13 protein-coding genes are annotated in these 20346 nt (G+C 38.8%); 5 read left to right on the top strand and 8 right to left on the bottom strand.

Annotated features, from left to right (window positions below; genetic code table 11):
- Positions 1–76 precede the first annotated feature (76 nt).
- From AC07YT_RS03250 to AC07YT_RS03240, 3 genes are read right to left on the bottom strand one after another with little or no spacing between them, the layout of a single operon-like run.
- Entirely contained in the window at positions 77–1684 is a 1608-nt protein-coding gene (locus AC07YT_RS03250) for a DUF5123 domain-containing protein (protein WP_086548233.1), read from the bottom strand.
- Positions 1685–1694: 10 nt separating this feature from the next.
- Positions 1695–3491 carry a RagB/SusD family nutrient uptake outer membrane protein gene (locus AC07YT_RS03245; protein WP_086548232.1) on the bottom strand — a complete coding sequence of 599 codons (1797 nt, stop codon included), beginning with the start codon at positions 3489–3491 and terminating at the stop codon, positions 1695–1697.
- 21 nt (positions 3492–3512) lie between these two features.
- On the bottom strand, positions 3513–6695 hold the full coding sequence (locus tag AC07YT_RS03240) for a SusC/RagA family TonB-linked outer membrane protein (RefSeq protein WP_086548231.1): 3183 nt from the start codon (positions 6693–6695) through the stop codon (positions 3513–3515).
- A 265-nt stretch (positions 6696–6960) separates the two neighbouring features.
- Here AC07YT_RS03240 and AC07YT_RS03235 point away from each other — a divergent pair, with 265 nt between their 5' ends.
- Positions 6961–7971 (top strand): LacI family DNA-binding transcriptional regulator, encoded by a 1011-nt coding sequence (locus AC07YT_RS03235; protein ID WP_086548230.1) that lies wholly within the window; start codon positions 6961–6963, stop codon positions 7969–7971.
- 155 nt (positions 7972–8126) lie between these two features.
- Complete coding sequence (locus tag AC07YT_RS03230; protein WP_086548229.1) at positions 8127–9311, top strand: class I SAM-dependent rRNA methyltransferase; 1185 nt, start codon at positions 8127–8129, stop codon at positions 9309–9311.
- A gap of 108 nt (positions 9312–9419) precedes the next feature.
- Here AC07YT_RS03230 and AC07YT_RS03225 read toward each other — a convergent pair whose 3' ends face one another.
- The 4 genes from AC07YT_RS03225 to AC07YT_RS03210 all read right to left on the bottom strand — a co-directional run bounded on the left by AC07YT_RS03225 (position 9420) and on the right by AC07YT_RS03210 (position 14515).
- Positions 9420–9854 carry a carboxymuconolactone decarboxylase family protein gene (locus AC07YT_RS03225; RefSeq protein ID WP_086548228.1) on the bottom strand — a complete coding sequence of 145 codons (435 nt, stop codon included), beginning with the start codon at positions 9852–9854 and terminating at the stop codon, positions 9420–9422.
- Positions 9855–10303: 449 nt separating this feature from the next.
- The gene (locus tag AC07YT_RS03220; RefSeq protein ID WP_086548227.1) at positions 10304–10873 is read right to left on the bottom strand and encodes a Crp/Fnr family transcriptional regulator; all 570 of its coding nucleotides are present in this window, start codon (positions 10871–10873) and stop codon (positions 10304–10306) included.
- Positions 10874–10928: 55 nt separating this feature from the next.
- A complete protein-coding gene (locus AC07YT_RS03215) occupies positions 10929–11711 on the bottom strand; it encodes a GLPGLI family protein (protein WP_086548226.1) in 783 nt (260 codons plus the stop codon).
- 5 nt (positions 11712–11716) lie between these two features.
- Positions 11717–14515 carry an outer membrane beta-barrel family protein gene (locus AC07YT_RS03210; RefSeq protein WP_086548225.1) on the bottom strand — a complete coding sequence of 933 codons (2799 nt, stop codon included), beginning with the start codon at positions 14513–14515 and terminating at the stop codon, positions 11717–11719.
- A 136-nt stretch (positions 14516–14651) separates the two neighbouring features.
- Here AC07YT_RS03210 and AC07YT_RS03205 point away from each other — a divergent pair, with 136 nt between their 5' ends.
- Together AC07YT_RS03205 and AC07YT_RS03200 are read left to right on the top strand one after the other, a co-directional pair.
- Positions 14652–16463: a DUF4153 domain-containing protein gene (locus AC07YT_RS03205; RefSeq protein ID WP_086548224.1), complete on the top strand. Its 1812-nt coding sequence runs from the start codon at positions 14652–14654 to the stop codon at positions 16461–16463.
- Between the two features lie 244 nt (positions 16464–16707).
- Positions 16708–17349, top strand: coding sequence for a GIN domain-containing protein (locus AC07YT_RS03200; protein WP_086548223.1), 642 nt, complete (start codon positions 16708–16710; stop codon positions 17347–17349).
- 212 nt (positions 17350–17561) lie between these two features.
- On the opposite strand, the gene amaB is transcribed toward AC07YT_RS03200, so the two are convergent.
- On the bottom strand, positions 17562–19103 hold the full coding sequence (amaB, locus tag AC07YT_RS03195; RefSeq protein ID WP_086548222.1) for an L-piperidine-6-carboxylate dehydrogenase: 1542 nt from the start codon (positions 19101–19103) through the stop codon (positions 17562–17564).
- Positions 19104–19317: 214 nt separating this feature from the next.
- On the opposite strand from amaB, the gene AC07YT_RS03190 reads away from it, so the two are divergent.
- Positions 19318–20199 (top strand): TraB/GumN family protein, encoded by an 882-nt coding sequence (locus AC07YT_RS03190; protein WP_086548221.1) that lies wholly within the window; start codon positions 19318–19320, stop codon positions 20197–20199.
- The last annotated feature ends 147 nt before the right edge of the window (positions 20200–20346 follow it).

Below are 20346 nucleotides of genomic sequence, written 5' to 3'. Positions count from 1 at the left end.
TTACAATAATTCTTTCGTATAAATTTCAACAAAAAAAGGCAGAAACGAGTTCTGCCTTAAAAATCAATTCATAAAATTACAATCTCCATCTAGGATCGCCAGATGTAGATTTTCCAACATAACCGTCGTCCTTTATTTTGAAGTTCTTAGTTGTTGGAGCTGTTAATAATGCTGTGCTAACCCCTGTATAAGCAGTAATGCCAGGAACCGGATTTGCAGTAAATGTCACATCAGAAGTTTGGTAATTATTTGCCACTGTTGGTGCTGTAGCAGATCTGATGCCCCTGGCAGTTGCTGCTGGTGACAATGTTTTAGCAATTATATTATTCTTGAACGAGAACCCACTTGAAATCGTTTGCGTATCATAATCGATAAAATACCTGCCATCGCCAACTACATTGTAAAATGTATTATTCTCTATCGTTACTGTAAGTGATGGCGCCTTATTATGCAAAAGCAAACCAAAGCCGATATTTGAAAAAGTATTATTGGTTAAGGTAATATTATTGATTTTACCGGTAGCCACATTTGAATTAATAAAAGCATAGTTACCAACTCCCGGACCGGCATCTGCCACGCTAATGTTATCAATAATGCAATTGTTTACGATAACTTTATTAATTGTAATTGCATTGGTACCTTGAATACGAAGTGGTGAGTTAACAAAATGACGAATGTTACAATTTTCGAAAGAAACTTCATCCATAGTAGAAGCGAGACTTTGATTAATGATATATTGGCGTCTGGTTGATGGTGCCAATGTTTCATCGCCTTTTGCATAAGCTGTTAAGTCCACATTTTCGAAATGTAGCTTACCTCCAGTGCTAGGTAAAATAACCTGTGTAAACGAAATAACTGGTTTCACCGCTGCAACTTCACCAATTATACTAATGTCTATTCCAGCTGGTAATGTAAAAGCAACATCAGCGTTATATTTTGTTCCTTCCAGAATTACAAACCTTGTGCTTTTTGTAGCCGCCTGGATCATTGCTGCCAGATCATCTGTTGCCGCTAAAACTACAACATCCGCTCCGGTAGGCAATTCAGCCGGAGTAGTAAAGGTTTTTGTTCCTCTAATTGATGTGCCTAAAAGTAAAGTTACAGTATAGGTTACTTTTGGGCTTAGGCCTGTTAATGTTAACCCGCCAGCAAGAACTTCTGCTGCTGTAACAGGCCGTGTAATATTGCCTGGATTAATGGTTATCGTGGTGGCATTCTCGCCAGCCGGCCAGTTTAAAGTAACGGTTCTTGAAGTTAGTTTAGCAGGTAATATATCCTGAAAAATCTGCTCGGGTTCTGTTTTCACAGAAATGCTAACCCATTTGGAGTCTGCAACACCCTGTGCAACTCCTTTTACCCTAATGGCATATTGTGTATTACCCATTAATCCGGTTACGGTATAGGGTAATTGTGCCGCAGTAATGCTGGTAATCGATTTTACCGGGGTGCCGGTAAAATCCGCATTATCATATACTTCGATGGTATAAGAGGTGGCATTAGGTACAGCGTTCCAGGTTAATTTAACTCCGGTTTTATTTACTATGGTTGCCGTTAAACCCGGGCTCGAAAAAACCCTGTCGACCTCTAACTTAGTAATTTCTTCTAAGTTATTTTCTTTACATGCCGATAAACAAACTGTTGCCATCAGTAAGAAGGTGTATGCATATTTATTAATCTTTTTCATAACCTCGGGTTTACAAGTTTAAGGGCTTATTATTTAACATTCCGTTAGATGAATCTAAAAATACCTGCCATATTGGCCAATATTGCTGCAGGTTGGGGTCTTTGGTGTAAAGGGCATTCCAGTAAGAAACAGCTTCTCCAGCGGTAACCATTGTCCAGGCTTTATTGGAGGTATATCCTAGAGCAAGGCCCTGTGCATCGGTATCACCGAATTTTAATCCATAAATTTCTACAGTTTCGCCATTGGCTGCGGTTCTGTAATAAATTTTAGCCGGTAAAGCCGCATACTTACCCTGCCTGTTTTCCAGTTGCTGTAATTTAGTTTTGGCTTCAGCCAGTTTTGTGCCCAGTAAATTCCAGCGGATTAGGTCACCTTTCCTAAGCATTTCCCCTGTAAATTCCAATGCTCTTTCGTTTACAACAGCGTCGAAAAATGCAGCTTTGGATGCTGTAGCTGTAGCCATAAAAGTCGTAACCTTGGCAGGGGCTGTAGGGTAGGCCCTATCGCGGATCATTTTTAAATATGGGGCTGCAGCAGCTGGACCGTCGATATCGTTAACCGCCTCTGCAGCCATTAAAACTACATCAGCATAACGCATATACATCCAGTTTAATCCATCATCGTTAGTAGCGGTTACCCTTCTTTTCATCCACTCGTAACGGTATTTGCCAAAGTATAAACGGCCTAAAGCCGATGGTACCTGCGCTGCACCTTTAGTGCCATCGCCGCCATCCCATTCGTAAGGTACAACTGTTACATCTCTGCGTACATCCTCATTTTCATATTCATACAACATAATCGGGTTTGGTCCATCTGTTCCACCCTTGTTCTGACCCGTGTACTGGTCTGTTTTGATGTGACGTACACCAAGATCAAAAATTACACGGCCACGGCCATCGCTAAACGGAATTTCCCACATCGATTCTAAACCTGCGGCACCGGTTTCCTCATTTAGTTTTCTAAAAACTTCTTCAAAGCCCAGCAATCTTAATTTACCGCTTGCAATAATTTCCAGACATTCTTTTTTGGCAATGGCATACATTTTATCGTGTGATAATTCCGGATCGGAACTTAATTTTACAGTTCCATCCAGGCGCTGTGCATAACCACCTGCGGCTAATGCCAAACGCGCCCTTAAGCCTTTTGCGAAAGCTTTGTTTACGCGCTCTACTTTGGCGGTTGTGCTATTATCGCCAGGCCATGGCAGGTAACCTGCTGCTTCATTTAAGTCGGCTAACAGTTGTTTATAAATTACATCCCTGTCGCTTCTTGGCAAATAAGATGTCGCAGTAGTAATGGGCTCAAAACGTGCCGGCACATCACCCCAGCCTTTTATCAGGTCGTTATATAAAACAGCCCTTAAGGTTAAAATTTCGCCTAGGATCTGCGCCATTGCCGGGTTGCTTTCTATATTACCATAGGTTCTGATTCCCCTGATCGCCAGGTTGGCCCTTTCAATGCCTTCGTAAAATTTAGCCCATGCATTATCTGTAGTGTTCATTTGGCCATTGTTCACATTACAGTTGTAGTTAGACAGTTTTGCCTTGTCATCATCAACCGATTTTAAGGTGTTGTATACTTCGGTATCATTGTTAAGTCCGTAAAACACCAAAAAACGGCCCCTGTACGAATTGGTTTCCCCAAATGATTGTAGTACGCCCGCTACCGAACCCTCGGCTAAGCTAGGGGTAGAAAAAATAACAGACTCATCCAACGAGGATTTTGATGGCGCATCTAATGTTTTTTTACAGCTACTTACAAATGTTATTCCTGTAATGATGAATAGCGCATATATAATTCTTTTCATTGTCTTAAAATTAAATGGTCTCTAAAAATTAACGTTTAGCCCGAACACGAAAGATTTACTTCTTGGGTATGCAGAATAGTCAACACCAGGCGTAAGCGGTGTATTCCGTCTGGTCGAAACCTCTGGATCGAAACCACTGTAATTGGTCCATAACCATAGGTTATAAGCAGAAGCATAAAACCTTAATTTTTTCATTTTCAGTTTATTTGATATTTGTGCAGGCAGGGTATATCCAAGTGTTAGGGTAGATAACCTCAAAAACGAACCATCTTCTACAGCCCAATCACTTAATACGAAAGTTTTGGTATATGGCGACCATAAAGTGGTGTTTGCATTCATGGCTGTTAATTCGGCAGGGTCGTTACTGATTGTTCCGTCTGCTCTTAAGTTTGTCCAGCGCTGTCCGCTTTCCATGGCCGAAATTAGATTTCTGGAAGCATATTTACTGGTAGAGGTATACTCGATCTTATTTGCATTGTAAACATCATTTCCATAGCTCCAGTTAAAATACGCACCAAGATCAAAATCGTAAATTCTCGAATTAAGCGAGAAACCACCGGTATTTAATGGGTTGGTATTACCGATAATCGAGCGGTCGGATAAATCAATCTTTCCATCGCCAGAAATATCTTCTATTTTCATGGTACCCGGACGTACTGTGCCTACAAATGAAGTCGCATCAACAATACCTGGCTTTAATGTCCATTTGCCGGTTGTGGCGTTGTAGCCAGTAAAATCAGATACTTCATATCTGCCAGCACTCTTATATCCGTAAATACGACCAATAGATGCACCTTCTTCTACCAGATAATCTACACCAATTTCTGTTGATGCCCATCCCGAAGTACCGTTAATGTTTTTAACCGAACCCAATGAGATTACCTTGTTGCGGTTAAAGCTGATGTTTGCATTTACCGATAGATCGAAATTCTTTTCTTTTATCGCGTTCCAGTTTACAGAGAATTCTAAACCTTTGTTTTGCGTTTGACCCAGATTACGGTACTGCGAATCATAACCAGTGCCCCCAACCGGGAATAAGATCAGGAGGTCTTTGGTTTTATTTAAGTAGGCATCAATTGTACCAGTCACTTTCGAATTAAATAAAGCAAAATCGAGTCCGATGTTTCTGGTCACCGTTGTTTCCCATTTTAAATCAGGGTTTGCCATGATTTTAGATGCCGCCCAATAGTTATTGAAGCCATTTATCCAGGTGGTGGTAGAATTCTGAAACGATTGTGTAATCTGCCCTGGAGGGATATTATTGTTACCTGCAGCACCATAACTTCCCCTTAGTTTTAAATCTGTTAACCAGGATTTTGTACTATTCATAAAATCTTCCTGAGAGATTCTCCAGCCTGCTGAAACTGAAGGGAAATAACCCCAGTGGTTTTCGCTTGAAAATTTAGAAGAACCATCTGCCCTGAATGTAGCACTTAACAGGTATTTGCCTTTATAATCGTAATTTGCCCTGCCGAAAAACGAAAATAATTTATCATCCGGCGAGAAATTGTTGTCTATTATAGAAGCCTTACCTTGTGTGGTTAATACCCTGGTTTGATCGAATGTGAATGTTTTTGGAAAACCATGAACCTCATTAGTCAAAATATTCTGTTCAGTTTTGATAAATTCCTGTCCCAATAAAACATTTAGGTTGTGGTTTTTATCTAGGATTTTACTGAAGCTATAATTAAGCGTATTCGTGTTCCTAAAACTATTCCTGGTGGTGTTCATCGAACTGAGTGTAGGCAGGTTAGGATAATCGGCAAGGTTTTTTACATAGTAAGTTGTAATGCCATAAAAGCGGTCCTGATCATTTCTAAGCCCATCGTAACCCACTTCTGAACGTAGTTTTAAGTTATCGATGATTTCGTAAGTTGCTGCTCCGTTGATGTTATAGGCTTTACGGTGCACGTACTGATCGTTATCCGAAATGGCCACCAATGGGTTATATAAGTTAAATTCATCATTAGTATCTGTTGATGCTGTCAGACCTGGAACCGGAAAGGATGGGTAAAGGATAGCATATTTTAAACGCGAATCGGCTGATGATTTTTCATTCTGTTCGTTCGCACCACCGCCGTTGGTTTTGGTATCGGAATAGCGGAAACCAAAATCTAAAGCCAGCGCATTGTATAGTTTATGCGTTAACTTAAAGTTGATGTTCTGTCTTTTAAAATCAGACATCTGCATGATGGCCTTGTCGTTTACCAAACTGTGGCTCAGGCTGTATTTGGTTTTGTCGCTTCCGCCGGTAATGCTTAAATTCTGGTTAAAGGTTGTTCCGGTCCGGCCAAAAACAAGGTCCTGCCAGTTGTTTTCTGCCACATTATTGTACAGATCTATATCCTGATAATTTCCAAAATATTGAGTGTAATCTGTTAGTGAGCCATCTAAAAGCGCACGCTCATATTGCCAGTGCACATAATCAGAAGCTGACAACACGCCCAGTTTCTTCGCTATTTTTCTGGTGCCACCAAAAACGTTATAACTGATATTCGTTTTGCCATCTTTACTGTTTTTTGTGGTAACCAATATTACACCGTTAGCGCCCCTTGCCCCGTAAATGGCTGTTGATGATGCATCTTTTAAGAGATCTATGGATTCGATATCCTGTGGCGCAATATCGGAAATAGAGGCTACCGGAAAACCATCAACAATATACAATGGCGAGTTATCTCCGGTAATGGAACCACCTCCCCTAACGCGCACATTAATCTGTGCATCTGGCGAACCTTCTGATGATGAAATGTTAATCCCGGCTACACGACCTTGAATGGCCTCCAATGCAGAAGAAACCGGCGCTGCAGCAATTACATCAGCACTTACTGAACCCACTGCACCAGTTAAATCTTTTTTGCGTACAATGCCGTAGCCAACATTTACGGTCACCTCTTCAAGATTGTTAGCATCTTCATCCAGGGTAACTGAAAGTTTCGTTTCGTTTGTTACCGTAACATTTTTGGTTTTATAACCGATATAGGTAAAAGTTAAAACCGAACCATTTGTAGGAATGCTGATCTTGAAAACTCCATTAGCATCGGTACTGGTTCCATTTTTAGTGCCGGAAAGAGAAACACTCACGCCAACCAGGACCTGTCCGTCTTTTTTATCTTTCACGGTTCCAGTAAGCTGCCTGTTTTGTGCTTGAGCCACTGATAATCCAATAAAAGAGAGAAATGTAAATAAGAGTAAAACTCTGCTCATAATGATTAATTTAGTTGATACGATTTGGTTTTTTACGATGCTGCAATCGCTTGCATATAGAATATAATTCTATTTCGGGATGTTATAGTTAGTTTATATTTGGTTACGTTGGTGTAACAATTTTACAAACTAAAAAGCAATTGAAACCAGATTTAACTAAAAAAGTGTGCAAACGTTCCCAAAAACGTTACTTTGACGTTTATTAATATTGGTGATTGAATCCCCTTAAAGAGATATTTTTTGTAACTTGTACGCAATACGAAACATGAGATTTGAAACATCTACCATAAAAGATATTGCTAAAGCATTAGGACTGTCTACCTCTACAGTTTCCAGGGCTTTAAGAGACCGTTACGAAATTAGTGAGGAAACAAAAAAGCTTGTTTTGGCTTATGCCGAAAAGGTAAATTACCGTGCCAATCCAATTGCCAGAAGTTTAAAGGAACGTCGCAGTTACTCTATCGGCATTATTGTAAGTGAAATTGCCAATAACTTTTTTTCTCAGGTGATAAATGGCATTGAATCAATTGCTTATGACAGAGATTATCATGTTATTATTTCTCAAAGTCACGAATCGTACAAGCAGGAAAAATTAAACGTAGAACACCTGGCATCGCGTTCTATCGACGGTTTATTAATTGCACTTTCTTCAGAAACGCAGGATATCGATTATTTAAGAGATTTATATGCAAAGGGTTTACCCATTGTATTTTTTGATCGCGTGCCCAAAGATTTTGAAACCCATAAGGTCATTGCTAATAACTTTAAAGGTTCTTTTGATGCCACAGAACATCTTATTTTATCCGGAAAAAGAACCATTGCCCACTTAACAAATTCCGAAAACCTTTCGATAACGAAAGAAAGGTTAGAAGGTTATAAAGCCGCTTTGGCTAAATATCATATCGAATTTAGACCCGAACTGGTTAAATATTGCCAGCATGGCGGCATGCACAGCGCAGAACTGGAGCAGGCGGTTAAAGAACTTTTGCCCTTACAACCAGACGGGATTTTTATTTCGAGCGATCGGTTAACCACAGGCTGTATTATGGCGCTGAAGAAAACCAATCCTGAGGTGGCAGATAAAATTGCAATTGCAGGTTTTACCAATTCCAATCTGGTTGAGTTATTTTCGCCATCCTTAACCTCAGTTAAGCAACCCGCATTCGAAATGGGGCAGGTGGCCACTGAGCTGTTAATCTCGATGATCGAAGCCAAAAGACCCATAACAGAATTTGAAACCAAGGTTTTAGATACCGAACTGGTGAAGAAGCGGTGAGCGCCAGGCGGCTGGCGATTTTTGCAAGGCGTTTAGCGTTATGCGGCTGATGCACGGCACGCTAAACGTCCAACTCTCAACTCCAAACTTATACATCCATCGCTTGGCCCCAAACGCGCTACGCCAAACTCCCTACAAATTATTACCTTTGCAGCATGGTAGAAATCACATTAAAAAAAGGCAAAGAAAAAGCGGCATTACAAAGACATCCATGGGTATTTTCCGGTGCATTGGAAAAAGTTAAGGGAAAACCTGAAGATGGAGATGTTGTAAAAGTTTTTGCTTTCGATCATGAGTTTCTGGCCTATGGTTACTACAATAGTAATTCGCGTGTTGCCGTTCGTCTTTTAGAATGGGATGAAACGCAAACCATTGATAACAGCTGGTACCAGAACCGCTTAAAACAGGCTATCGCTTCGCGTCAGTTTATTTTAAGCGAGCAGACCAATACCTGCCGGCTGGTTTTTAGCGAGGCTGACTTCCTGCCGGGATTAATTGTTGATCAATATGCTGATTTTCTTTCTCTTCAAATTTTAAGTTCAGGAATCGAAAAAGTTAAAACGGAGATTGTAGAAATTTTAAAAGCAGAACTAAAACCGAAAGGGATCTTCGATAAAAGTGATGCAACCGCACGTACCCATGAAGGTTTACCTATTGATAACGGATTAATTTGGGGCGAAAATCCACCAGAATTTTTAGCCGTAAAAGAGAATGGAATTACCTATAACATCAATATTGCCGAAGGACAAAAATCGGGATTCTACTGCGATCAGCGCGATAACAGACATATTCTGGCCAGTTATACAAAAGGTAAAAAAGTTTTAGACTGTTTTAGTTACAGTGGTGGTTTTAGCCTGAATAGCCTGGCGAATGGTGCTGCAAGCGTTACCAGTGTTGATAGTTCGGGTTTGGCTGTTGAAACGCTAAAACAAAATGTAGAATTGAATAAATTCGACGTAAGTAAAGTAACCGCCATTCAATCAGATGTAAATAAGCAACTCAGGGCTTTTAAAGAATCAGGAGAATTATTTGATGTGATCGTGCTCGATCCGCCTAAATATGCACCCTCGCGTTCGGCATTAGACCGCGCTGCAAGAGCTTATAAAGATTTAAACCGTTTAGGCATGTTGTTGCTTGAAAAAGGGGGCTTATTGGCTACTTTCTCTTGCTCGGGAGCGGTTGATATTGAAACCTTTAAACAGATTATTGCCTGGGCTGCGCTTGATGCAGGCAAAGAAGTTCAGATTATTAAACAATTCTGCCAGCCAGAAGATCATCCGGTTCGGATTTCCTTTCCCGAAGGAGAATATTTAAAGGGATTGTTGTTAAGGGTCCTATAAACGAACGCCCTACCATCGATTTTAAACCACCAAGACACCAAGCACTAAGTTTTTTGAATATTAACCAGGTGTTATGGTGTCTTTGTGGTCAGTTGAAATAATAATCTTTTATCCAACCATTACTTTAGCGGTAATGGCCAGCCTGTTCCAGGCATTAATGGTTACGATTGCCATAATAATCTGCGCTAATTCCTGCTCATTAAAAAAGCCTGCCGCTTTTTGATAAGTTGCATCAGAAACATGGTGACTAATTAAGGTTACTTCTTCCGTTAAGACTAAAACAGCTTCTTCTTGTGGTGTAAATAAGGTGGTTTCTCTCCAGGCATTTAATAGGTACAAACGTTGTTCGGTTTCTCCTATTTTACGGGCATCAGTGGAGTGCATATTTAAACAAAATGCACAGCCGTTAATCTGCGATGCACGCATTTTAATCAGTTCTAAAAGAATTGGATCTAGTTTGCTGGTTGATAAATATTTCTCTAAACCGTACATGGCCTGGTAAGCTGCAGGTTCTACTTTTGGGATATCAATTCTACTTTCCATTTTATTTGTTTTTTGATTACGATGTAAAGATCTGCATCTTCACGATCAAAAAACTTAATGTAGTTTAAGAAATGAATTTTCTAACCATAAGTTAGTCGGGATTTGCAATCCCGTCTACAGAACTAAGGATTTTTAATCCTTAATAAAAAGCCAATGTTAAAGCTTAAATCGGATTATAAATCCGAAGCACAAGGATCCGGATTATAAATCCGAACCAACATCATTAAAAGTGCTGGTAGTTCGCCATTTAATGTTATTCGATAAATTAAGGCGATTCGTCATTTCGACCGTAGTGGAGAAATCTATAAGTAATTTATTTAATAACAGAACTTACCGATTTCTCTCTCGAAAGTTCGGGACTTAGCTCCAGTCGAGATGACGAAAATCAATAAGCCCAACGCTGCATACTTCGCGTTTCTTTCTATGCGAACTTTGCGGTCAATAAGCGATTATTTCTTCGCTCTGATTTTGCTTAAAAATTCTGGGGTAAAGCCGAGATAAGAAGCCAGCATATACTGTGGCACACGTTGTACAAATTCTGGAAATAAACGATTAAAATGGCGGTATCTTTCTTCAGCGGTTTGGCTGTAGAGGAATTTTATCCTTCTTTGCGATGCCTGATGGTTTTTTTGCAGGATCAATCTAAAATAACGCTCCAGCTTGGGTAATTTGTGGAACATTTCATCATAGTGGTGATTTTCAATGGCAATCACTTCAGTGCTTTCTGCTGCCTGGATATAAAATTCAGATTGCTCCTGAAACAGAAAGCTGGTTAAATCGGTAATCCACCAGTTTTCTATCGCAAATTGGGTGGTTTGCTCCGCACCCTTGATATCAATGAAATAAAGCCTTAAGCAGCCTTTTACCACAAAATAATTTGCCCTGCAGGTTTGTCCTTCCTCTAATAAAAAAGCCTTCTTTTTAACGGAAAAAGATTTGAGAAACGAGGCAAGAATGTCCTGCTCATCGTTACTCAAATCTATAAATCTATTGATGTGGTTATAAAGTGCACTATACATAGCTATACTAATGATGAGCTAAAATAGGTATAATTATAAAAACTAAATCAATCGCTTAAAGTGAAAATGCCTTTAACTCCGCCAGCGCTTCAGGACCATAATTTTTTAATGCTGAAGTTATTTTATCGGTTAAACCCTTATTATCAGTTGGTTTCCCTTTTGTTGGCGGGCTTAAGTCTTTTTCAGGCACGGCAACTTCTGTTACTTTAGTAGCAAACCATGTTATGTTCTGGTGAGGCAATGCCAAACCCAAAATCATCCCTGGTAATCCTGTAAAAGATTCAGGGCCACCAGAAACTGCAATCTGGTTTGAATAATAAGCCACTACATAAATAGAATCCATAATGATGGCGTTGGCTCTACGGCATTCGTAACCTGCAATTTCTCTTGTTTCATCGGTAATTTTCCAATTAATCTTACGTAAACTGTCTTTAACCAGATAGGTGTCTTCATAAACCGCCTTTTGAGAAATACTGGTACGGGTATTATAATCTGTAGCGATGGTGTTTTTTAAATCAACAAGCGCATCCCTTGCAGCCCAGTTTGGATTTGCCGTTTCCTCTACCGTAGGCCATTTATATAAGCTTTTATCCTTATTAAAGCTTAGCGTGCTTTTAGCTACCTTAAATTGAGGGTTGTTCTTTTTGTACTGATCTAAAGCAGGTACCATATAGCTTTCATTGTCTTTATTAATTTTCTTTTTAATTAAAGCATACATGTTAGACCTTTTCTCAAATTCGATTACACCATTTTGAACGAAGTGTATATTTTGAGCCATTAAACTCTTGCTGATGAAAATAACAGCAAATAAGATGATATATTTTAGTGTAGTTTTCATGTTTGTTATTTTTGTGTTTTAAGACCGCCACCCATTTTGTTAAAATCCCACGATACAGAGAACATTAAATATCTCCTGATGGTCGTATAACTGCTTTGGCTAATCGAGGTATTAGATGCATAACGATTAAAACCTATATTCTGGTTAAGAATATCATTTACAGTTGCCGAGAATCTCAAGTTTTCTGATTTGAAGAATTTTTTGCTTACTGATGCATTCCAGATAAGACGCTCAAAGCTTTCGGTTAACACTTGTGTTTTTCCATTGTACTGGTATTCCGCATCTGTTGATATTTCAAACTTTCCTGGTAATTGCACATTGCCCGAAGCGTAGCCCCGCCAACCCCAACCATCACTATTCTTGCCAATACTTGCTCTTGCCATATTATACGAGGGGCCAAAATTGGTGTAAAAACTATAACTTTTATCTTTGTATTTTGAGATGTTGACACCCCCGCCGTAGCTGTAGTTTTTAGTGTTATTTAAGGTTCTTCCTAAATCAGTGGTAATAAAGTTATAAGAGGAATTTCCATTTGCGTTAACATTTAAACCGACGTTTATTTCGCCAAGCGCGTTTATTTTCCGGCTTATCTGTGCATACAAATAAAAGTTTGTCTGCATTTTATCATTGTAGTTAATGTAACGGTAGGTACTTTTACCAACACCATCAGTGGTTACATCGCTGATAATGGGATTGGTTGTAAAGCTATAAGAACCATTTAACCAAATCGATTGGTTGGTTAAAACTTTGTAAGAGTTATAACTCGCATTAACATTGCTTCTGAATGACGGCCTTAAGTCTTGATTTCCTTCCACAACATTAAAAGGGTCATTATTTACCCTAACTGGCTGAAGTTGATCAAGTGTAGGCTGGTTGGTATTCCCGTTATAACTAATCCGTAGTGATTTTTGCTGTGAAAAACGATATTGATAAGTTGCCTGCGGCATATAATTAATAAAGTTTCTTACATAGGATTTATTGTGGTAAATATCATCCTGCTTAAAATTTACACCACTAAACTTCGACCCAAAATTGATAACGGTTTTGCCTTTTTTATAGTTGAAGATGGCACCAGCCTGATTAATAGTCTGGTTCAGTTCAAAGTTGTTACTGTAAAGGGTATCTAAAATATCATACCGGCCACTGCCAGATTGATTAAAGGATAGCCGATCCGATTTTCCATTCATTAAAGTCAGGCCATAGTTGATAATTACGGTTAAAGTTTTTGAAAGTGGTTCAGTATATACTGCATTTAACTTAAAGGCACTATTGGTAATATCGTTGGTTTTTAACTGATTGGTAAGACTGTCTATATTTCCTGTTTGGGTTGCCCGTGTGTTTAGGGAATTTAAATAACCTTCACTATTACTTTTGTTGATCGATTGATTTAAATTTAATGATAAGGTACGTCCTTTTTTCTTTAATTTTTTGGTGAACAAAACGTTCATGTTAAAGCTCTGATCGTCTACCTCATTGGTTAGTGTCCTGTTTGATGAATTTAGAAATTTGTCATTTTCACCAGTAGTTAAAGTTTTAAAAATGTTTGAGGTATTGCTTTTTTTCAATGCCCCGTCAACATTAACTTTCATGGTTAAAGTCGTATCGATTTTTAGCTCATACATGGCGTCCAGCTTTTGTCTGAACATGTCATTATCGAAAACTTCATCTGAGGTATTGTTTTGCACACCAGATGCTAAATTATTCTGACTGATTGAGTTTCGATCACCCTGAACCCTGATTGACCCAATCTTATAATTCGTATTTAACGATTCTTTATCCTTATTCCATTTGTTGTCGAAATGCAAGCCTCCCGTTCGGGCTACCGGTAAACCCTGGCCATTATACTGTCCGTCATAACTATCAAAATCATCACCTCCGCTGCTAAAGTACATTCCACCATCATCAGTCATGGTCATCCCGCCAGAGGCTCCATATTTATCCCGGTCGTCCCAGCCTAAACCTACCGTACCATTATTGCCTAAAATGCCATAGGCCGAAAATTTCTTTTTGCCCCAAAATTTATTAAACATGGCCTGTCCCTGATAAAAATCTTTGGTACCATAACTGCCTTGTAGTTTACCGAAATAACCATTCTTTTTATCTTCTTTAAGTTTGATGTTAAGTGTTTTGGTTTTCTCGCCATCATCAATGCCTGTAAAACTGGCCTGATCACTGGCTTTATCGTAAAGCTGAACAGATTCTACCATATCTGCCCGAAGATTTTTAGTTACCAGTGTTGGATCGTCGCCAAAAAACTCTTCCCCATCTACCAATACCTTCGGAACAGTTTTACCTTGAGCCGTAATTTTCCCGTCCTTATCTATCTGAAAGCCCGGGAACTGTTTAAGTAGATCTTCAACTTTAGAGTTGGGTTCGATATTAAAGGCCTTGGGGTCAAACTCGGTGGTATCGCCCTTAATTTTAATAGCGGTTCTGTTCCCTTTAATAATTACATCGGCAAGAATTTTAGCCATCCCGGTAAGATTAATCTTTCCATAATCTTTAACCTGGGTGGTAGAATCGAGCGTAAAATGATCTACAAAATCTGCATATTTCGGATAAGAAACCAGTAAAATAAACTTCCCGTTTTTAATGCCGCTAAGTTCGAATGAGCCATTTTCTGCTGCCCGCGTAAATTTTACCAGCGTAGAATCTTTTGCATTTAAAACGGCAACAGATGTTCCTGACAAAAGCGTTGTGGATGCAGTATCAATCGTTCGGCCTTTAATAGTATGAAGGTTCTGTGCTTTTGCATAAGTCGTGATAAAAACGAAAAGGCACAACGAGAGGAATAAACGTTTCATAGATAGATTTGGTTTGATCTGACGAATATAAAACTAATATGTTAGTTGTGTGTAATGTTTTAACCTTTTTTAACAATTTCAAACTGATGCTTAGCCATTAAACACAAAACATGATATCTTTAGTAAAAAAAATCAGATGAAATTACCCTCTCTTCAACAGCTATACCTGGGATTCGTAAATGTAATTAAGCGTTTTCCCTTACAAATTATTTTTGCGGTTGCAGCTACATTGTGCTGGTGTTATTATATACATATTTCTGATTATCGAAACTATTCAGAACAGAATGAGAATTTAAAAGATCATTTAATAAAGGCCGTTGCTATTTTAAATCTGGCGCTTACACTCGTATTAGCACTGGATTTAATTTCAGAACGCAATCAATACTCATTAAAGAAAAAGTGGCTGCTACGTTTAGGCGGCTTATTGACCGGTGTATTGCTTTACTTCAGTCTCGATCCTTCAAACTATTCAGCAGATCTTTACCGCATTTTCTTATTTGCTTTTGCATTTCATTTGCTGGTAGCATTTGCACCGTTTATCGGTCAAGAAAAAGTAAATGGCTTCTGGCAGTTTAATAAAGCGCTTTTCCTTCGGTTTCTTACCTCAGCACTTTACTCAGCTGTACTATTTGCAGGATTGGCAATTGCGTTGGTTGCCATTGATGGATTGTTTAATGCCGACATAAAATGGCAAACATACATGACTTTATTTGCCATTATTAGTGCCGGGTTTAATACTACTTTCTTTTTAGCAGGAATCCCAACTGATTATAAATTACTGGAAGAAGATCATAGTTATCCGAAAGGCTTAAAAATATTTGCTCAATTTGTGCTTATTCCGCTGGTAACAATATATTTAGCGATTTTGCTGGTATATGAGATCAAAATTGCTGCGTTATGGGAGCTGCCAAAGGGTTTGGTATCAAGCTTGATTTTAGGCTATGCTGTTTTTGGAATTTTATCGTTGCTACTGGTTTATCCGGTTAAAGAAACGGACGGCAATAGTTGGATTAAATTATTTTCCAGGTTCTTTTATGTCATGATGATTCCACTGGTAGTACTTTTATTACTTGCCGTTTGGAAAAGGGTTGGTCATTATGGTATAACAGAAAGCCGCTACGTTTTAACGGCACTTGCACTATGGCTGGCGGGTATAACCATTTATTTTCTTTTTAGTAAAAAACAGAACATTAAGGTAATCCCAATAAGTTTGTGTATCATTTCGCTGTTGGCTACATATGGTCCGCAAAGTGCTTTTTCTGTATCTAAATATTCGCAGCTAAGCCGTTTAAAGCGGATAATGAACAGCAAGAAAAAAGACGATATTAGAGAAAAGCCGGCGGTAATCAGGTATCTTGTGTATACACATGGACTAAAAACGCTGCAGCCTTTTACTAAAAAAGACCTCAGTAAAATAGAGGAAAGGATAGATGGTACCAATAACTATCGCTATAGCATGCGGATGAACAAGGTAGATACAGCATTAGCAATTTTTAAGGTTAAAGGTGTTTTGGAATATGACCCAGGTGTGAGCATTACCCTTCAAAATAATGAAAACCAGGTTTTAAGCGTTAAGGGCTATGATTATCTGATTGAATTAAACGGATACCCAGAGAAAAAAGTAACACGGCTTTACGGTACAGATTTAACCACAAATAAAATCAATTCAAAAATTTCGCTATTGGTTAATAATCAAGAGGCACTATACATCGATTTAAAAGAAGTGTTCGGTCAGGCTAGAAAAGCATATGAAAACGGGGCTTTAAAAGCCTCTGGTAAGAAACAGGAATACTTGTATCCGGCGAAGCTGATGAGTGTTTCTAAAAACATTAATGGGTATAACTATACCATTGTGGTGACTTCGTTGCAGGGTACGTATTATGAAAATGATCATGATGCCAATTTATGGTTTGAGGCAAAAAGTTATCTGCTGATTAAAAAGCTTTAAACTATCTAAACCTAGTATCCAATAAATGGCTGGTCGCTAAACAGACTGGCCATTTTTTTTTGAATTTAAAAAATCAACCCCTTTTCGTATAGGTTAATTTGGCGTTCGTCTATAAATACAAGCTCATGGTATAATAGCGAAGAACGGGCTGAAACGTTTTTGGTCGTTCGCAGTCTTAATTACAAAACCACCTAATAACTAGGGATTTAAAACAAAATATTACACAATATAAAATATTAAAGTCATGAGAACTTCTATTAAAAATTTATTCGCAGCTGCATTGGTAATGGTTACTTTAAGTAGCGCAACAGGAGTAGCAAACGCTACAGAAAATAATGCACATTATACCGCGATTACACAGGTTAAAAATGTTGCAAAAATTGTAGTAACCGGAAATGTTAAATTGATCCTGGTTCAGGATGTTAAGGAAAGCGTTGAAGTTTACGATCAGTATTATACCAAAAATGCCCTGGTGCAGCAACAAGGAGAAGAACTTAGAATCAGTTCTTTCGATAAAAATACCTTAACTGTAATTGCCCACGTCAATAATTTAACTGCTATTGAAGCATCGAACACCGCAACAGTAAGTACTGCAGGCAATTTTAATCTGTTAAACTTAAATGTTGTTTTAAACGATAAAGCATCTGCAGATATAACAGCCAATGCTGTTAACCTGTCAACGGAGCTTAAAGATACTGCATCATTAAAGTTAACCGGTTCTTCAGAAACACCCTCGGCATTAATCGGATCAGGTTCTGAAATTAAAATGGGTAATTTTACCGCTCAGGAAAGCACAATTAAAGTGACCGATAAATCAGTTTTAGCCAACAACAATAAATCACGCTACGATGATTTACAAGTAGATTTATTAGAAAAACTATTCTAATCCTCCATCATATATTTTATCCTAAAGGCACTAAATTTTAAATTTAGTGCCTTTTTTATGTAGTTGTCGTCATTGCTGAGAAGGCCTTTTCAGCCGGCAGCTTGTCCCGACCTTTCGGGGAAGCAATCTTAAAACGATCGCTCATAATCAAAAACATTGCTTCTCCCAAAAGTCCGGAAGGGCAGTCGTACCTCCTCGCAAATAACGATTGTTTACAAATCAAATTTTATACCCTGTGCCAATGGCAAAGTATTCGAATAATTGATGGTATTGGTTTGCCTGCGCATATAAGCTCTCCAGGCATCAGATCCACTTTCCCGGCCACCACCTGTTTCTTTTTCGCCGCCAAAAGCACCGCCAATTTCTGCGCCAGAAGTACCAATATTTACATTGGCGATACCACAATCAGATCCTTTAGCCGATAAGAACTGCTCAGCCTCCCTTAAATTCAAGGTCATGATGGCCGATGATAATCCCTGTGGTACGCCATTTTGTAAAGCAATGGCCTCATCTAATGTTTTGTACTTAATCAGGTATAAAATCGGCGCAAATGTTTCGTGCTGAACAATTTTGAAATCATTCTGAACTTCCGCAATACACGGTTTTACATAACACCCGCTGGTATAGGCATCGCCCGATAAAACGCCGCCTTCTACCACAAAATTACCGCCTTCAGCCTTACATTTTGCTATCGAATCGAGGTAGGCCGCAACGGCATCAGTATCAATCAATGGACCCACATGGTTATTTTGATCTAAAGGATCGCCAATGCGCAATTGTCCGTAAGCTTTAACCAGTTTTGCGGTAAAAGCATCATATACGCTTTCGTGGATAATTAGTCTTCTGGTAGAAGTGCAACGCTGGCCTGCGGTACCAACAGCACCAAAAACAGCACCAATTAAACTCATGTCTAAATCGGCATGTTCTGAAATGATGATGGCATTATTACCGCCAAGCTCCAGCAAGCTTTTTCCTAACCGTGCACCAACGGCGGCGCCAACTGCTTTGCCCATGCGCGTTGATCCGGTGGCAGAAATTAAAGGGATGCGGCCATCATTTGTCATGCGTTCGCCAACTTCCCTATCGCCTAAAATGAGATTACAAACCCCTTCGGCTATGTCGTTATCTTTAAAAACCTTTGCAATAATATGTTGACAGGCAATGGCGGTTAAAGGTGTTTTTTCAGATGGTTTCCAGATGCAAACATTACCACAAACCAAGGCCAGGGCAGTATTCCAGCTCCAAACGGCTACAGGAAAATTAAAGGCAGAAATGATTCCCACAATGCCCAGTGGATGCCATTGCTCGTACATGCGGTGGCTTGGGCGTTCGCTGTGCATGGTTAAGCCATAAAGCTGTCTGGATAAACCCACAGCAAAATCGCAGATATCAATCATTTCCTGTACTTCACCAAAGCCTTCCTGCAAACTTTTCCCCATTTCGTAAGAAACCAAAGTACCTAAGGCATCTTTATTTTCGCGCAATGCATCACCAAACTGCCGCACAATTTCCCCTCTTTTTGGAGCCGGAACCGAACGCCAGGCTGTAAATGCTTCCTGTGCTTTAAGTACAACAGCATCATAATCATCAGCAGTTGCAATCTTAGCCGAAGCAATCAGCTTGCCATCAACCGGAGAAAAACTTTCTAATGTGTTTACATTAAGTTCACCACCCCAATTGCTGCCAGTACTATAGGCGGCATTACTGGCATTAATGCCCAATTTGTTTAAAATGGATTGAATATCTGTTGTCATATAGCTAACGATTTATACAAAAAAACGAAAAAATACGAGAAAGCAGGTTACATTCAGGTTCTTAAATTGCTACAATCTTTAATACCTTGCTTTAAAGATAACAGGATAAATAAAAGAGGATGTCAAATTAGTATTTTTTGTTTTGCGGTGTAAATTAATGTAGTTTTCCAAAATAATGCCGATAAAATAAAACAACTACCTAACAAAAAATAGAATGAAAAATATAAAAGTATTACTGATCATTTTTCTGGGGTTCAGCACTGTGCTCTGTGCGCAAACCACAAAGGGTTCGAACTCACTGTTGTGGGAAATTTCTGGTAACGGATTAAAAAAAACGTCTTATTTATTTGGAACACATCACCTGATACCTGCAAAATTTGCGGATACCATGAAAGTTTTGCAAGAGAAATTGAAATCGGCCGATGCGGTAGTAGGGGAAATTGTAATGGACAGTACCATACAAAAGAGGATGGCGCCATTTTTAATGATGAAAAACAATACACTTGATAGTTTATTGACAAAAGCAGAATTTAAAGAGGTAGAAGACTACTTTAAAACCAGGCAACCAGGGTTTGAATTAAAGGAACTCAATAATTATAAACCGGCAATGGTATCGTTAATGATCATGCTTTTTGACAATCCGGATATGTTAAAAGATGTAGGAGAAGGGCTGGATAATAGTTTTCAGAATTATGCCAAAAAAAATGCGAAATCGCTGATCGGATTAGAAACTGCCGAATACCAGGCAGCACTTTTATTTGACGGCGATTTACAGAAGCAAAAAAAAGCGCTCTTAAAATCGGTGAGAGAAATTGCTAAAAGCAAGCAAAAAATGGAGGAGTTAAAAACCTATTATCTTACCCAGAACATCGATAAATTAACCGATTTCTTTAAAATACAAGATGAAGAGACTAAAGAGTTTATGACCGAACTCTTAAAAAACCGGAATAAAAGATGGTTGGATCAATTACCGGCCCTGATGCAAAACCAGTCACTATTTATAGCCGTTGGAGCAGGTCATTTGGTGGGTACCGAAGGCTTGATAAAAGGACTGCAGCTTAAAGGTTACGTGTTGAAACCTGTAGCAACCAATTAGGTTTATTAAATATTGGTCATCAATAACCATTGAGAAATTAAGGTAGTTAAGGTTTTAATCAACGGCTGACAGGGAAGATCACTCATTGTTAATGCTTCAATTTTTCAGGTGTTAAAAAAATAGCAAGTGTGCGCATGAACTAAATAT

The organism is Pedobacter sp. GW460-11-11-14-TSB4, assembly GCF_059423705.1.
This window is presented reverse-complemented; position numbering and strand designations above follow the sequence as displayed.